Genomic DNA, 16,379 nt, shown 5'->3' on the forward strand with positions numbered 1-16,379 from the left:
CGGTCGTAGGTCGTTTTTGAACGCCTCCTGACATGCGATCACCTCCATTCGATCAATTTCCGGCGGCTGCCCGGTCCAATATACGGTTTAGAGACGGTAACCCGTGTTCTGAACGACCGCCGACGGTCGTTGGTGCTGGTAGCACTAAAGAACCGCTTTCGAGACGCAAATGCCGCACGCAAATGTCTCGAAAGGGTCACGCTAGAGATTTTGTACCACCTAGTTGCATGTCTGCTATCGCTTCTTGGCGCGACAAGCGGCCGGTCCTCTGACGGCCCCATAACAGGACATTGATGTCTTCGCGCTGAGCGTCAGCAGTTGGCGCTACCGCGACCTTTCTCAGGAAGGCTGCACACCGACGCGATCTTCCTTTCGCCTTGCGCAAACCTCCCTTCCGAGTGAGGCGTTCAGTGCGTCGGCTTGGTGGACTGAGGCACTTCTGAGTGGGACAACAACATTGAAAAACATTGGAAAAGATTTGAATGCTCTGAAGTCCCACTGATCTCTTACCAATTGATTTTTATGGCTTTCTGAATACCCTCCGGGCCCACCATTATCGTTATTTATCAATGATTTATGGACCGGTTCGCCATGAGGTTCGCCAACAGGTTCGCCAAGCAGCGGCTTGCGCGTCACCAGCCGGACGACCCGGTCCATGCCCTGCACAGCCAAACGCACCTGCGACGCTTCCCGGGAGTAGAGCTCGGCATGGTCGATGTCGTCGTGGCCGAGAACATCCATCATCTGCCTGGTGGATGCTTCCGCTTCGGCGAGATAGACCCCGAGTGACTTCCTCAGGCCGTGCAGCGTAAGGCCCTTCGGCAAGCCAGCGAGCTTGCACCAGTGTGCCATGGCACCGGTCAGGGATTTCGCCGAGAAAGGCTGGCCATATCCCGTGACCAGGACGGTTTCGCCGCGTCGGTCCGCGGCGTCGAGGATCTCAGCGAGCATGGGAGTTACCGGAACGAAAAGCCGCTTGCCGCCGGTCCTTCCCTTGTTCTTGGCCTGAACAATATCAAATCCGTCGAATTGACGCTCGACACCATCGATCAGGACGCGGTGGGTTACGCGCTGGTCCCATCGCAAGCCTGCGACATCGCCTCGACGATTGCCAAGCCAAAGAGCAAGGCCGTAGCACGTGCGCGCGGAACTGCCGACTGGCCAGCGCCGTTCAAATTGTTCCATCGCTTGGCGAGGCCACGCCTTCCAGCCGGTATAGGCAGGCCGCCATTCAACCGAGGCGGTAGGGTCTGTCTCGATCCAATCCTGGCGCAGCCCGACATAGACCAGTTTGCGAATTGCGACCAACAGGTGCTTCGCCTTGTGAGGCGTGGCAATGAAACGGCCCAGAAGTTCTTCGACATGCGCACGCCTGAGATTCTTGACTGGCACGTCGCGCCAGGTGAGCGAATGATCAGGCACTACCCGCAGGTCCAGGAACTCGTCGATCAGACGAGTGTTCTTTCGTCTTGTCGCTTCGTCGTGGGCCAGCCATTTGACCGATACTTTTAGCCTCTGGGTGGCTGCGCCGAACGTGCCGGGCAGGGCAGCTCCAGGCATCCGGACCACTGGAGCCTTGGGGGCTTTCCGGCCCTCGACCGCTGCTTGGTACGCGTCCTTGAATCCGGGTTGATTGGGGGCTGGCAGACTAACCACACGCTCCTTCGTCCGATAGCGCCAGCGAACCTTGCCGTGGCGATCGGTGTAAGAGGAGAGGCCAGGATATTTTTCCGTCATCGCAAACGATTCTATTCCTTTCGATGATTCCCCTGCAACAGGAAGTCGACGATATTCTCTTCATCGTCGCCAGGCAGGTCGGCAAACGCCGCCTCAAGTTTGATACGATCCCAGATCACTCGACCGTCCACCTTCTTTGGCTTCGGCATGCGACGGTCCGAAACCATTTGGTCGAACTTGGAGATCCCGACGCCGACGTATCGCGCAGCTTCCTCGCGTGACAGGCCTCGTGGAGGATAAGAGAGCGGGTCGCTTCTCACGGCTTCACCTCCGGTCCCGGTTGAGAAATCAGAAATTCCGTAAACTGGCGTCATCCCGGGGGGAAGAGGTGTGATTGGGCTGTGCGGCAAATTGCGGTCGCGGCCTGTAGACAGGATGCATCGACTCATCAGATTGGTGCGGTTGATGATGGTAGCGCTCGAGCGCTACCGCCAATACAGCGCTGCAACCGAGTTCGTCTGTTGAAGGGACTTCGCAAGCGAGGTCAGCAGATACAAATCCTGCCCCCGCAACCAATTTTGTCATAAATCAATAACCGTCCCAGTCTAACCGGGGCGGTTTTTGGGTTCTAAGGCCGGGATGTCACGGTTGCGCCACTGTGGACGATGCGGCCGCGATGGCGCGTACACAAGGCCTGCCCCTCATAATCCATGGTGCAGGCGGTACGGGGAGGGATGGCAGGCAAAGGGCCGCGATGTGCAGCTCGGTCGGGGTGGGGGATTTCAATAAGTTACCAGACGTTTTCGCGATTTGGTAGATTCGCGATGTGCTCCATAGCCAATTTCTCAACTCCATCAAGTAAAGCGGCACCTCGCACGCTTTGACACCACCAGAACAGACCTTGGACTATGCAGTGGCCGGAATTGAATGCCGAGCGCGTACTCGCGCTGGACTCGTTTCGTGTTACATACTGTCATGCCCGAGCATGACCCATCGAAATTTGCGGCCGAACTGAGCGCCAAATTGGCTACTAGGTCGCGGCATGTATGCGTGTTTCTGGGTGCAGGAGCTTCTAGAGCATGCGGGCTTCCTGACATCGCGCAGTTGCAGGAGAGGGTACTCATAGCGCTGGGGGAAGAGAAACGAGTTGCGCTCACCAACCAATTGACTGGTCGAAATCTAGAGGAGGCGCTAAGTCGCCTTCGCCGGATTGCGGCGCTGATCACAGGTGACCAGACGGTCGACGGTCTGACTGGGATACAGGCTAAAGAACTGGATGCTGCCGTCTGCCAAGAAATTGTCAAACAACTGGATATTGAAAAGGCCGATCTTGCGCCCGTGTTGCGGCTGGCGGCATGGGCTGCTCGCGCAGGCTACCGGTTACCGATCGAGTTCTTTACAGTTAACTACGATCTGTTGTTGGAGACCGCATTTGAGCGGCTGGGTGTGCCCTATTTCGATGGTTTTGTTGGCAACCTAAGGGCCAGATTTCATACCGACCTCGTCGAAAGCGTTCCTGGATCGGGCGGACAATCTGTACCAGCTTTTTTTGTGCGACTTTGGAAGCTGCACGGCTCTGTGAATTGGGCTTGGGATAATGAAAGGCAAGTGGTCAGGCTCGGGCAGCCGGTTGCCGCCGGTCGGGCAGCCGCCATCTATCCAAGCGACACCAAATATGAGGAGTCACGGCGGGTTCCATTCGTGGTCTTGCAAGACCGTCTCAGGCGCGCTTTGCACCAGCCCGAGAGCCTAGTCATGATTGCAGGCTACTCGTTCGGCGACGCACATCTAAATGAAATGATCTTCGACGCAGCTGCCCGCCGCGAGCGGTCCGAGTTTGTGGTTTTCTGTTATTCGCAGATCCCTGAAGCGCTATCTGGCCGTGCCAGTACTACTCCTAACCTTCAGGTTGTTAGCGGCCGCGAGGCGATAATTGGTGGTATGCGAGCTGCGTGGAAGTCCCCGGAGGATGCGCCTGTGGATCTGTGGGAAAACAATCAACTTGCGCTTCGAGATTTCGGCAAGTTGGCAAGCTATCTAGCCAGAAGCGCGACGCGGGACACCGAGGCGGAAACGACATTGCGTGAGTTGATTGAAGTTGCGTTCGCCTCGCGCAGCAACGCCACGGACGGGAAGGTCGATGGTTGAGCGCGACCCGACCTGCATTGGTAGAGTACGCCACGTTCTGGGGGCCACAGTTACCGTAGCGCTCGATCCTGATCTCGCCGGGGTTACACCCATATACAGAGGACACCTAATGGCGATTGGCCAGATAGGTTCACTCGTAAGGATTCCGCAGGGGCTAGTTGATCTGATTGCCACAGTTAACCTGGTGGGAATTGCCGAGTTAGCAGGTTCCCTTGCGCCAACCGATGCAGTTCAACGCGACGAGCGCTGGCTTCAGGTTCAATTGTTGGGCGAGATCGACCATGGAACTGGCCGTTTCCAGCGCGGAGTGGGTTCCTATCCCGGCTTGGACGATCCGGTACATTTTGCCACGCCTGAGCAACTCAAATCTATATTCCCTAGTGCCGATTCGCGGCATCTCCGGATTGGCCAGTTGGCGGCAGCCGAAGGAATACCTGTCTGTTTGGATGCAGCGCGGTTGGTCGTTCGGCACTGTGCCGTCGTGGGTTCAACCGGCTCTGGAAAGACCAGCGCTGTTGCCTCTCTTTTGCAAAACTTCATCAAAGGTGGTTGGAGCGCGGCAAATATAGTGGTTGTCGATCCGCACGGAGAATATGCACGGGCTCTTGCCGGAAGTGCCTCGGTCCGAAGCGTGCTCGCCGATGGTGATCAGCGGTTGCGGGTCCCCTATTGGGCACTTCCAGCGGGAGACATCATACGCATCTTTGCTGGAGCACCTGGGGGCGCGACGTTCGTTAATCGATTTGTGGAGCTCGTGACCGCGGCCCGGCGTGCGTTCGTCGAGAGTGCCGAGTGGCTGACCCTAGATCCAACCGCAGTCACGGCTGACACGCCGGTGCCATTCGATATTCGTCCAATTTGGCATAGGTTGGATGCGGAAAACCGTGAAACCCGAACGAATAAAGGCGATCCAACAACTGCGTGTCTGATTGATCCTGGCAGCGCGGCCAACCTGCGTTCCTCGCGATATGAGCCCTATAACCCCGGTGGACAAGCGCCGCATCAAGCGCCGACATTCGGCGTTTATGGCACCACCCCAAACCTTCTCCGTCTTGGTCTCCTTGATCCCCAACTGCGCTTCTTCCAAGAACCCGCCGGCGATCCGCAAGGCAATGACCCGCTGGTGGCGGTTGTGCAGGAATGGCTTGGAGGCGACCAGCCTGTATCGGTGCTAGACTTCAGTGGTGTCCCGTCGGGAGCCGCTGATTTGGCTATTGGAGTTGTGCTTAATTTGCTATTCGAGTTAGCCTTGCATAGCGAGCCAGAAGGGCCAGGGATCGGCAGACCCAGCCCCGTTCTCATCGTACTAGAGGAGGCGCACAGATACCTTGGTGCAGCCGCCAGCTCATTGACGCGTGACTCAGCGAACCGAATTGCGCGCGAAGGGCGAAAATATGGTGTTGGGCTTCTTTTAGTCACTCAGCGCCCCACTGAATTGCCCGACACGGCCCTGGCACAATGTGGTACTTTGATCGCACTTCGCCTGTCCAATGCGGCGGATCAAGGCGCAATCAAAGGGGCTCTTCCGGATACTGTCGCCGGCTTGGCCGCAGTCCTGCCTTCGTTGCGTACTGGGGAGGCAATCGTGAGCGGTGAATCTTTGATTTTGCCAGTGCGCGCTCTGCTGGACAGACCGGAGCCAATGCCGCGAGCGGAGGATCCGTCGCTGGAACCTTGGCGGCAAGCGTCGCATGTGCCTGATATTTCGCCTGCTCTGGCGGCTTGGCGCGGGACCTACGAGGTTGTCGATGCCGATTGAATGGATTGCGGTCGTGGGCTCCACGCGTATCGTCGCGGAGGCTTATGATGTCGAGTTGGAGGCTGTCTACGTTCGATTCCCGAATGGAACGGAGTGGTGCTATTCCGCTTGTCCCCCTCATGTGTGGGAAGCATTCACGGCTGCCGGCCAATCTCGGGGCGAATACATCGCTCGGGTCTTAAATTTCAAACCAAACGGCCGCTACTCAGCCTAGACACACTTTGTAGATTGGACACATGGCGCTCAATCGGATGGACAACGTAGGAATCGCGAGCTCGGCTTCGAGGTCGAAGGGCGGCCACGATCGAAGGAGAATGGGCTGGACGTGTTGCTGGATTTGGCGATCAGCGCGTCGAGATTGCCATGATGCGCACACCGGACGGCCACAGCCGGCTCGAGCTCTCCCGCTTCTCACCCCGCCTGTCGTCTCAGATCACCAGAACTCTCCGGTCAACGCCATGGGCTACCTATGCGTCATGTTCACCGTAGACGACATCGACGAGACGTTTGAAAGGCTCCGCACGCGCGGCGCGCAGCTCGTAGGCGATGTCGTCCAGTATAAAGACGTGTATCGGCTCTGCTACATTCCAGACCGAAACATGCGTAGTCCGAAGGCCGGTGCTGTATTTTGCCTATCCTATTAGGCGGTCCAAGAACGTTCTGTGACGCGTCTTCAGCTCATATAGTTTCCGTGCTGCCTCGTCTCCATCGATCTGTCCCTCGGCATGAAGCCGAAGGATTTCTGCCGCAGCATCGCTCAGTTCCTTCATTTGCGCGGAATGATCACGCTTTGGTTTTGGCAGCGGCTGATCGGCGATCGCGACTGGCATTAGCTGTTCTCCCTCAGCAAATCCTTCAGGTGGTCGACGATTGCTCTGCATGTAACGGCAATTTCGCGACTTCGGTTCCCGTAGAAGGCATACGGCCGGCGGCAGTCGATGGATACAAAACCCTTCATGCGTCTGCCGCCCTGAGGTGTCTGAACCTCTAGCGGTATGAAAAACATGGACTTGTAATCAACAGACGTCTGCGTCGGGCTCTCTTGGGTCTTTCCAAAATGTACCAGTTGGTGAACGACTCTCGGCGAGGTCCCAGCGCAGCATGCATGATGCCCCAGCAGATCAGGACGGTCAAATTCACGTCCAACGGGGCGCAGGTTGCCTGGATTGCGATGTGATACAATCATCTTCGTTTTGCTGCTGCCGACGTATTGCACGAGAGACACCGAGAGCTCGCCCTTGCTGGTCTTGGTAATTCGTCGGGCGTGTATCTCCAGAATGCCGAGGCACGCCCTTATCGCATCGCTCCGTTTCGATTTCACGACGGATCCAGTTTTAAAGGCTGTAAGCAAATCGCCGAACCTGACGAGCGCCTCTGTCTGAGGGTGGTCGCTAGGATCCTTCGGGCTGGCGGCGTGGCCGATCACGCCAACTATCGCATTAGCAGCGAACAGGCATCCTGCGGTTACATATGCGGTGGCCTGTCCGATCGACCCGTAAAAGAGCGCGACAAATGGGCTGGATGCTGCCAGCCCATTTCGGCTAATCCAATGCAGCGCCGGCATTAGCCTGAAGGTTCGGGGCACTCGATTGTGGAACACGCCCGCCGCAGCCCGTCGCCATCTCGCAAGCCGCCCATAGTCGTCGGCAAGCCAAGTCCTTATCTGAGCGTCGAACTTGTCGTCCGAGTTCAAGCTGGCGCCCCGTACGCCATAAATGCGACTATCATTTCCGGAGCCCTCCCAAGACTGTTTAGGGAGCTAACAAGTTTCCTAGCCTCTTACAACTCGACCGAGGGGTGCGGCTCCTAGTTTCCCCAATACAGCTCCCCGTCGTCGCGATGCTCGAAACAGAACCAGTGCGGTTCTTGCTTTAGCTGCCAAAGACTCATGATCCGCTGGCAGTCTCAGGTCGCTCACACTCAGCCGTTCACGACATTTCTGTTGGCGTCACGCTCTTTGGGTCTCTCAGGATATAGGAATCGGGTATGTGCGCGCACTACTTCACCGCCATAGCTGACAACCACATAGCCTACCTGCATGACTGAAAATTCGCATACCAGACTGCTCTCCCGAAAAATCTCGGATTTCTGCCGTCTCCGTCTTGATCCTGTGCTCCCGCCTCAAGAAAGCGCACGCATCAGAGAGTTCTTGCTCAACCTCATCTCCCGCGCTCAAACCCCGCCGCGAAAACTCCGCGGCTATGATTGGCAAGAGATCGCCATTCAGTGCGGCCTCGACGACAAAGCCATGCGATCTGCCTGGGCCGCAATCGAGCCGGCATTGGATGCGATCGTTCGTCACACAAAATCTTCGCCGAAGCGGGCGACCATCGGCGGTTCCCGCAGCGCCGAACCGGAGCATCCTAGGCGGGTGTGTCCGCAGAGGCCACCTGCCAAGGTGTCCCCGGCAAGTCGCAACCGAAAGCTCGACCGGTCGCAGCGCGCAGCGGCAAAAAACCGGCAGAAGCCCGGCATCAAACCACGCGAGATCGAGGAGTTCCCGGAACCTCTTTTCGAGGATGCATTTGATCTACCGACCTTTCAGATGGCGCTGGATTTCCAGATGCGCCGCCATGGCGACAGCTATTGGCATCTCCATCGAGCTGTTGTCCGGGACGACGAGACCCTTGACCGCTCCACAATTCGGCATTGGCTGCAGGGATCGAAATCGCCGCGCAGCGTAGTGAGCATGGAAGTGCTAGCTCGAATCGAGCGTCGTTATCGTCTTTCGGCAGGGTATTTCAAAGCGAAACTCCCGCTTCAGACGCGTTCCGCGTCTGGGCATGTCCTTGATGACATCGGCTCGGCTGAACGCCGTCGGCTCGCGTGGCATTTGCCTGACGACTTCAACACGCGTCCTCCCGAGGAACAGGAAGGGATCCTCGAATGGGTTCGTCGTGTGATTATCACCGGGTCTACGGACTACCGGAGATTCCAGGCAGCTGCCCTGAAACAGCGTTCCGCCATCCGGTTCCCGGGCGTCACATATGGTCAGTCAGATGCTGCGAATGACGGTTATGGAGTTGGGCGCGAGCAACGGGACGATGGTGGCGCCCAGTTCACGGACCCCGATCTGATGTCCGGCGTCATCGACGCTCCACCTGCGCTTGCGATGGAAATGGCGGATCTGATCCGCTTCAAGACCGCGACACTCACTGCGTTCGGTCTACAGCGCAACGGTGTCTGGGGTGAGGAGCCGCATCACAGAAGGTCGCGCATCTCGGTTTGATGTTCGGTGCGTTGGCCGCGCATCCGCGCGGACCCGTACGTGGCTATGGCGTTCCGACGCAGCATGTGACTTTTGGCCTGCTCGTCTTCCCCTCTGTCTGGGACTGGTACGTGCAGTGGCGCGAGAAGCGGCGCGGGTTCTACACCGCTTGGGAGGTGGACATGCTGCGAATCTCGCTCGCGCTCACCCGCAAGGAGACGGGCTGGCTGAGGCAGCAACCTCATCTGGCGTCGCGGCTCCGCCCCATCAATGGATTGGTTTCACAGACCGACATTGATCGCGCTTGCGGTGACTGGGAGGACGCCTGCGATGTCTACTTCAAGCATGCCTCCTCCCGCGTGAAGGAGATTCAGCGGATCGCACGTGTGCATCGTGATCCTTTTGAACCGATCATGCCAGTGCTGGAGGCCGATAGCCCGGTCGGCGAGTACCGAAAGATCACTGAAGAGATACTCCGGCTGATCCCAGATGAACGCATTTATCGCCGTCCTGCCGCCGAGGCAGTCCGATCGTTCCTGATGCTTCGGTTCGGGCTGCATCTTGGGTTGCGGCAGAAGAACCTGCGTCAGTTGATGGTCAGTGAACGCGGGAGACTGCCGCGGTCTGAGCGCCAGCTTGCCGACATGAAGCGTGGTGAACTACGCTGGAGCGAACGCGAAAAGGGCTGGGAAGTGCTGATTCCTTCAGTCGCTTTCAAGAACGCGAACTCATCCTTTTTCGGGAGCAAGCCATTCCGGCTCGTCCTGCCTGATTTGGGCGGTCTCTATGAGCACATTGATGCCTATATCGATCGCCATCGGCGAGTGTTGCTTGGAAGCGCGGAAGACCCCGGCACCTTCTTCATCAAAACGGTGAAGGCCACCAGCAAGGAGGCGTCATACGATCGAAACACATTCTATGAGGCATGGCGCCTCACCATCCAGCGATATGGCATCTACAATCCATATACTCAGCGCGGCGCAATCGCAGGCCTTCTCACGGCCCGCACAATGTTCGTGACGTGCTGGCGACACACATCCTGAAACAGACCGGCTCATATGAGCAGGCAAGCTACGCCATACAGGATACGCCCGACATGGTAGCGCATCATTACGGTCGTTTCTTGCCGCAAGACAAAGCTGCGCTCGCCGCTCGGATTTTGAACCAAGTGTGGCAGGCCGCTTAAGGACAATCAAAGGGCCACCGTGCCCTTTGAGCAGTTTTCAGCGCGGATCGAAGACCGACTTCGGCGTTCGGGAGAGTGAATGGAGTGCGATCCGGCCTGAAGCAATATGCTCACTTACTCTTCGGGCTGAAAAGTGGGCAATGTCGTGACCTCTGTCCTGCTGGCATATTCTCCCAGCTTTTTCTGCAGGATCCTGATGGAATTTCGCAGTTCGGGAGGCTCGTCGGACAATCGCACGCTTTCGTCTGTCTCCCAGCTTGCCATCTCATCGGGATTGTCCATGCCGAATGCAATACTGAGTCCTGAACGCTCTGCGGCATCGAGATCGAGCGCAGCGAAAGCCGCGCCCGGCTCGACCTCGATGCCGAAGAGCCAGGCAATGCGCGTTGCAGCCGCGCCGGTCGAAGGCGCTATGAGGAGAAATGTCGATTTGTCAAGCTTGCGGCCAATAAGCAGTGTATCTCCCGCCGTTGCCTTCCGGGTTACGGAATTGTCGTAGTAGTAGAGCCGGTACTCCGTCCGTGTCGGATGACGCGCTCTCGCATCATACCACGTCAGCATGCCCCTTTCAGACACAAGCTGCCCGGCGTTGGACATCCAGTAGAAATCGGTGTCCAGACGCTGCGGCTGTTCACGGCCGAACAGCTCGATCAGAGGTCTGGAGCCGTTAAACTCATGCTGGTTGGATCTGACGGCATCGACCTCCACAGGGCACAGCCGCTTGAAGACAATCCCCTTGAAAAGGTCCGAGAGCACGCCTGTGCCGGTTGCCAAACGATTACTCCTAACGCGCCAGTTCGGGCACTCCATCAGGAATTGCCGGCAGCGACGCAAGCTTCACTTTATCCCAGCATTCTTCTTTTTTTGCCCATTCGGATACCTGGGCTCCGCGGGCCGTCTGAAGCAGCACCTCGTTCATTCTCGAAGCGAGTTCCGAAATGAAGCTCGACAGCTGCGGCGAAACTGCCTGGCGCTGCCAGATCGATTCCAGGGAAAGCCGGCTGCGCCATTTCTCGGCAACATAGGCCACTGTGTACGCGGTTATGTTTGCCTGGGCCTGGCTGAAGCCACCAGTTCGAACCACTTTCTGGGCTGCCTTGAACAGGATCGCCTGTGCAATCAGCCTCTTGTACCCCGCCACATCCAGAGAGCCGGCTGCCGTGCTTTCGGGTTCAGCCATAAACCTCTCGAAATTTTTCTGGCTGCCCAGCGAAACGATATGCGGCCTGCCGGACCAGGCCTGGATGTACTTGGCGAGATCGGTCTTGATAATCTTTCTGGCTGGCGGCACCGCATCCCTGATCTGTCGCAGTCTCGCCGGAGTCGTTCCTTCTCTCGCAAGCATGACGTTGTAGCTGCCGGCTGCCCGCTCATAGAACCAGCGGCCAACGCCATCTGGACAGTAGGTCGACAGGGCAAGTTTCTCGAGTTCGACATGGAACGGCTTGTTGGCGGAGAGATCGGAAACCTTCACCGCGTTCTGGCTGTTGGCGTACCTGGAGATGTCACCAATCAGGATTTCCTCCGCCTCGGGGTCGTGCCGGTGCAGGATTATCACCTTTGCCGGAACCCTGACCCGGCTAAGATCCGTTTCAGGGTACTTCCGCTTTGTAAAATAGATTGACGCGGTGGTCTGGCCACCATTCACGATCTGCATTCCCTTGAGCCAGGCAAGGCCGGTCGAACTGTCACCGGCGCCCGCAAGGCCTGCCTCGTCTGCAATCAGCACGATCCCGTTGTTGTAGGCCATGAACCGCTCGGGAGTGTCCCGCAGCGTGTCCCGAATTCCCTTGTTCACCTTCCCGGTCTGGCTCAGGAACGACCTCACATTTGCCTCGAGAAGCCGGGCTCCATAGCGGTCGTAGAGCATCCGCAGGGCATTTGCCGGAATGGCCGTCAGCGCGTAGTCATATTCCTCGTTTTCACCAGGCACATAGACACACGGCAGCGGAGAGCCGCAGATCTCCTCAAAACTGGCGACCAGTTCGTCACGCGGCTTTCCTTCCGACCAGTGCCGGTGAAGGCGTTCGATATCCATGACCTCCAGCCGAACCGATTTTCCGGCGACATCACGCGGCTTGAACGTCCTGGTCCTGGCCTGGCGATCAGTCAGCACGTAGACACGGACCTGCTCGAGATCGGCGTAGCAGTCCCGGATTGTCAGACTGAACTCGTAGGCATCATCCGAAGGATCTATTGCCTTCACCAGTTTGCCATCCGCGGAGCTGCCCAGGAATTTGAGGCACTGCTCGGCTGCCTTGACAACCTCACTGTCCGATATGGTCTGAACCGTATCGGCCCCCGAATACAGTGTGACGAACAGGTCGACTTGGTCAGCCTCGTCCGACACGGCGTAACCATTCAGCTTGAGCGTTGCAGCACCGACCTTGCGTTCGATATGTAGAACACGGGGATCAAACGTCATGCCACACTCGGCCATGTGCTGCATGACCACGTCGGTAAAGGCAGCCTCCGCCTTGAGATATCCGCCTTCCGTCATTCGATCACTGACGAGGGCATTCACCTCGCTCTGGGTCTGAATCAGAAATTCCTGAAGGGTCATGCGGAAAGCACTCCGTAGCGAGTCAGAGCTTCGGGCAGTGAAACGACATTCGCATTCACCAGGTCAAGATCGATTTCATAGACCGCTGCCCTGATTGCCGGATCAGTTGAACTTCTGAGCAGGCAGGGAAAGCTGTCATCGATTTCGAAAACGCGGACGTCCACCAGATCGAACCGGCGGGAATAGAGGTCTGCAGCGGAACCGTCATAACCGGCGAGAAGCAGTGCGCGGTCCATGGAAGCAGTGAGATCCCGGGATGACGCGACCCGGGCTCTCAGGGCATCAGCCAGCTCGGGCAGCGTCTGGCCGGTCTGCTGCTGGCAGAGCCGGAGACCGGCAAGCAGAACCGGCCGGCCGGCGAGACCGTCCAGCTGTTCAAGCGAGCTGATCTGGGCCGGGAAGCCGTTGACCGAAGTCGTCGACTTAACCTCGATCCCTATGGTGTCGCTCTGGAAGTCCTGGAGACCGCCCCGGGGGCCCGCCCACGAATGGACCATGATGTCGGGCACGGCCCCGGCATCAAGCGATTCGCGAAGAAAGACCAGCTCGCCATACAGACCGATCTCTTCTTCCGGCGAAAGCCGGTCTGGCCTCGGCCGGCGCATGAAATCCTGCCACGCCCTGATTCGGGCAAGCATCAGCGCGAGCAGCCAGCTGTCCGATTTCCTGGAGGTAGCCGAAAGCGCAGCGACAATATCGGCCGACATCTGGACAAAAAGATCGCGGCCGGCTCCCGCCTGACGGATCAGGCAGACCCATAATCCAAAGCCCGGCGCCAGCGCTTCCCCTGCAGTGTCGACGCGGAACCCGCTGCCTTCGGGCAGATCGGCTTTGGCAGGAGTGGTATCGACATTGAATCCTACAAGGAGCGTCTCGCCTCCTTCAGGAAAAGCAATCCCACCTCTGAAGCGGGGTTGTGAATGGCCAAGTGCAACCGTCAGAAAGCCTTTCTCCGCTTTCTGGCCCGCGAGCGCACTCCATGCGGCCTCCAGTTCGCCCGTGTCAGTCAGCACCACCATACTCCTGCATCCATGCGACGTTGTTCACCTTGTACTCGACCTTTGTTCCGGACTCGCTGGCAGGAAAACTGATGCCGAAGGCGACCACCGGCGGCAGACTCGCCGGCACGTTCCCGCCTGCTTCGGCCGGGTCAAGGAGATAGATCAGAAGCAGGCCGCGTTCGGGATGTCCGCCTTTCTCGTTGATGCCCTCACCCCTGACCCGCCTTATCGCCGGTCCCGACGGATCGGAGGGACCCTCGACGGATCGGGAACGCGCAGGATCAGGCTTCCAGCCGCTTCTGGTGATCGCCATGGCCTCTTTCCATTCATCTTCGTCCAGATCGAACGCCTCGTCGCGCGGTGACAGCAGCCGTCCAATCGAATAACGCCCCTCTACACCATCGGAAGACCGTTTCAGCATGGCCACCTCAAGATCTTCGGCAAGTGGATGGGACACGCCGCGCCCGCCGCCGACGACGACGACAGTCCAGCTGGTCAGCTCATTGACGAGATTCATTTTCGTGATGAACTCGGCGAGCAGGACGCTGTTGACCTTGTATGCGTCCGGATGCGTCCTGTACGAATTCAGGAAGGCAATGACGTCGGTGGCGGCGACTTTTTCCCAGAGCCGCCCCTGCCAGCGCTGCATGCCATCGCCCCGCTGTCGTTCGGGATTGTCCTCGCCTTCTCCGAGCCTGCGGACGAGATCCGTCGCAGCATCCAGATTGCGCTGCAGCACCGTTTTGTCGGTGAAGAGGGTGATCGTTTCCGAAACCTGGCCGCTGAACGAGAGCATGAGGCTTTTGGCCGATCTCATCTTTAGCCGCGACGTGACAAGCAGCACAGGATGTGACTGGACCTTCAGCCCGTATTCCCGGGGAGTGGCGCCAGAAGCGGCCATGAGATCGAATTCCTCGCGAAGTTCCTCGGCGGCGTCTGCGATGTGTCCGAACCAGCCGGCCAGTTCAGCAGTGGTGTAGAGCCGGCAAAGGTCGATGTAACCCGGGCGGTATCCAAACCAGCGGCCCATCTGCATGAGCGTGTCGTACATTTTCGACGTCCGCAGGAAGTAGCTGACGCACAGGCCCTCAAGGGTGAGCCCGCGCGAAAGCTTGTCGCCGCCAATGGCGATCACCTTCAGTCCGGGACCTGTCTGGTCTGCATAGTCAAGCGCATCCTTTGCCGTGCCGTTGATCATGCGGACGTCGATGTCGGCGACAATCAGCCGGATTGCCTCGAGCACATCCGGCCAGGCGGGAAGTACTGCATCTCCAGCGAGGGTCCCAAAACTCTCTGCTGACGTCTCGCTTGTCGGGACGAAATCGGCGAGCCACAGCTGCCCGAGACGCGCCTCAGCGTCTTCATGTCCTATCTGGCGGCTGAGCCGCTGACGCATCGACAGGACGTACTCCTCGACCTTCTGGTGCACGATCTTCTGCACGGAGGTGAATCGTGTGACGTGCACCAGCATCGAGGAATGTGCGTCCCCCTGGCCGCGCAGCCGCCGCACCGCGCAGGCGATCAGGAAGGAGTCGATTGCCGCCTCAAGCGTTGCCGGAATGCCTGTCTCGCGGTCGCTGCGCGGCACGTAACCGTTTTTGTGCGTGTGCGGCATCCATCCGTTTCTGCCATCCTCCGACATATGATCGTCCACCTCCCGGTAAAGTGGCAGTCCAGGTGTGCGTCCTGCTGTCGACCGGAGCCCGAAGATCTGCGCCGGACCGACATAACTCGACGGCGCAGCCAGATTCACGATGAAGGCGGAGGGGAAAAGGTCCGGACCTTCCTCTTTTGTTTCTCCCCGTTCGTGAATGAAGATGTTGGCAAAGGGCGTCGCAGTGTACCCGACATATGCGGACCGGCTGAAGGTGTGCACAATCCTGCGGGTAAGGCTGTTTATCGCGGTCGGCTGGTGCTCGGGATCCGGGATGCCGTCCTCGTCAAAGATCTGCTCGCCTGTATCTACAGAGGCATGGTCGGCCTCGTCATCGATCAGCAGCAGGGGCAGTCGCTTGACGATCTTGCGCCCGTTCTCGTCTTGCGCGTCGGCAACATGATGGCGCACCCACCCGAGCAGCCGCTCGAGCACGGTTTTGTTCTTCTTGACCACGAAAAGCCACGGCCGCTGCTCGGGCGTGATGCCGAGCGTGTTCGCACGGGCTGTGCTGAAATCACCATTGTTGGTGCGGTTCGTGACGTAGTTGGGACGGATCGAGGGATCGCGGTCCACTAGGCCGACGCCAATCTCGCGGATATCGTCAGCGATCGGCCTTGTCTCATATCCAAGGAACCCCTCGTCGAGACGCATCTGCGTCTGCGAGCGCAGATTGTTGTGGAGGCCGGCCAGCACAATGATGATCTTGTAGCCCGCATCAGCTGCCTTGCAGATCAGGCCGGTATAGTTTCCGGTCTTGCCCGACTGGACATGGCCTACCACCAGCCCCCGTCGATCCCACGCTCCGTCACGCAGCGGATCCTCCAGCATCCCGAGGATCATGTCGGTGGAGCGGTCAAGCCCATCGACCGCTGCAAGGGACATCCGTGCCTCGAGATACTCGCGATACCGCTGCCAGTACCGCCAGTCGCTCTTGCGCGAAGCTTCAAGCCACGGCCTGTGGCCCTCATCGTTGCGTATGGTGGAGTCGGTTCCGACCCATACGCTGAAGCGTCTCACCAGCTCGGCGATCGCTGCATCCTGGTCGAATCCCTCTCGCCAGGCTGGCTGGAACGCAAGCACCTGATCGATCTTGGCGCTGATCATCCCCGGACTGATCGTGCCGGGATCCTCGTTGACCAGCAGCTCCTGGGCAAACTTGATGACACTCTGGTTGCTCAAT

10 protein-coding genes and 2 pseudogenes are annotated in these 16,379 nt (G+C 58.5%); 5 read left to right on the forward strand and 7 right to left on the reverse strand.

Translation table 11 applies throughout. The features are described from left to right. Positions 1-339 precede the first annotated feature (339 nt). Together NKH23_RS13610 and NKH23_RS13615 are read right to left on the reverse strand one after the other, a co-directional pair. The gene (locus tag NKH23_RS13610) at positions 340-1,737 is read right to left on the reverse strand and encodes a tyrosine-type recombinase/integrase (RefSeq protein WP_353034878.1); all 1,398 of its coding nucleotides are present in this window, start codon (positions 1,735-1,737) and stop codon (positions 340-342) included. Positions 1,738-1,748: 11 nt separating this feature from the next. Next, entirely contained in the window at positions 1,749-2,051 is a 303-nt protein-coding gene (locus NKH23_RS13615) for a hypothetical protein (RefSeq protein ID WP_353034974.1), read from the reverse strand. A 676-nt stretch (positions 2,052-2,727) separates the two neighbouring features. Here NKH23_RS13615 and NKH23_RS13620 point away from each other — a divergent pair. From NKH23_RS13620 to NKH23_RS13635, 4 genes and pseudogenes are all read left to right on the forward strand, one after another. Then, the gene (locus NKH23_RS13620) at positions 2,728-3,825 is read left to right on the forward strand and encodes an SIR2 family protein (RefSeq protein ID WP_353034880.1); all 1,098 of its coding nucleotides are present in this window, start codon (positions 2,728-2,730) and stop codon (positions 3,823-3,825) included. Positions 3,826-3,934: 109 nt separating this feature from the next. Further along, positions 3,935-5,584 (forward strand): ATP-binding protein, encoded by a 1,650-nt coding sequence (locus NKH23_RS13625; protein WP_353034882.1) that lies wholly within the window; start codon positions 3,935-3,937, stop codon positions 5,582-5,584. Next, on the forward strand, positions 5,574-5,798 hold the full coding sequence (locus NKH23_RS13630) for a KTSC domain-containing protein (RefSeq protein WP_140739918.1): 225 nt from the start codon (positions 5,574-5,576) through the stop codon (positions 5,796-5,798). Before NKH23_RS13625 ends, NKH23_RS13630 begins: the two co-directional genes overlap by 11 nt. Positions 5,799-5,820: 22 nt before the next feature. Next, positions 5,821-6,228: pseudogene (locus tag NKH23_RS13635) on the forward strand (VOC family protein). Between the two features lie 185 nt (positions 6,229-6,413). On the opposite strand, the gene NKH23_RS13640 reads toward NKH23_RS13635, so the two are convergent. After that, a complete protein-coding gene (locus NKH23_RS13640) occupies positions 6,414-7,277 on the reverse strand; it encodes a hypothetical protein (protein ID WP_353034885.1) in 864 nt (287 codons plus the stop codon). Positions 7,278-7,622: 345 nt separating this feature from the next. Here NKH23_RS13640 and NKH23_RS13645 point away from each other — a divergent pair. Then, positions 7,623-9,978 (forward strand): annotated as a pseudogene (locus NKH23_RS13645) (hypothetical protein). A gap of 114 nt (positions 9,979-10,092) precedes the next feature. On the opposite strand, the gene NKH23_RS13650 reads toward NKH23_RS13645, so the two are convergent. From NKH23_RS13650 to NKH23_RS13665, 4 genes are read right to left on the reverse strand one after another with little or no spacing between them, the layout of a single operon-like run. Further along, positions 10,093-10,752 (reverse strand): hypothetical protein, encoded by a 660-nt coding sequence (locus NKH23_RS13650; RefSeq protein WP_353034887.1) that lies wholly within the window; start codon positions 10,750-10,752, stop codon positions 10,093-10,095. A 10-nt stretch (positions 10,753-10,762) separates the two neighbouring features. Beyond that, positions 10,763-12,541: an AIPR family protein gene (locus tag NKH23_RS13655; protein WP_353034889.1), complete on the reverse strand. Its 1,779-nt coding sequence runs from the start codon at positions 12,539-12,541 to the stop codon at positions 10,763-10,765. Then, a complete protein-coding gene (locus NKH23_RS13660; RefSeq protein ID WP_353034891.1) occupies positions 12,538-13,560 on the reverse strand; it encodes a PD-(D/E)XK motif protein in 1,023 nt (340 codons plus the stop codon). Before NKH23_RS13660 ends, NKH23_RS13655 begins: the two co-directional genes overlap by 4 nt. Next, positions 13,544-16,378 carry a Z1 domain-containing protein gene (locus tag NKH23_RS13665; RefSeq protein WP_353034893.1) on the reverse strand — a complete coding sequence of 945 codons (2,835 nt, stop codon included), beginning with the start codon at positions 16,376-16,378 and terminating at the stop codon, positions 13,544-13,546. The genes NKH23_RS13660 and NKH23_RS13665 overlap by 17 nt, the downstream gene beginning before the upstream one ends. Between the last annotated feature and the right edge of the window lies 1 nt (position 16,379).

It is taken from the genome of Mesorhizobium sp. M1328 (assembly GCF_040318075.1).
Classification (GTDB): Bacteria; Pseudomonadota; Alphaproteobacteria; order Rhizobiales; family Rhizobiaceae; genus Mesorhizobium.

Coding starts and splice junctions, on each gene's coding strand:
- NKH23_RS13610 (WP_353034878.1), bottom strand. CDS start 1,737: ATGACGGAAAAATATCCTGGCCTCTCCTCTTACACCGATCGCCACGGC.
- NKH23_RS13655 (WP_353034889.1), bottom strand. CDS start 12,541: ATGACCCTTCAGGAATTTCTGATTCAGACCCAGAGCGAGGTGAATGCC.
- NKH23_RS13660 (WP_353034891.1), bottom strand. CDS start 13,560: ATGGTGGTGCTGACTGACACGGGCGAACTGGAGGCCGCATGGAGTGCG.
- NKH23_RS13630 (WP_140739918.1), top strand. CDS start 5,574: ATGCCGATTGAATGGATTGCGGTCGTGGGCTCCACGCGTATCGTCGCG.
- NKH23_RS13625 (WP_353034882.1), top strand. CDS start 3,935: ATGGCGATTGGCCAGATAGGTTCACTCGTAAGGATTCCGCAGGGGCTA.
- NKH23_RS13615 (WP_353034974.1), bottom strand. CDS start 2,051: ATGACGCCAGTTTACGGAATTTCTGATTTCTCAACCGGGACCGGAGGT.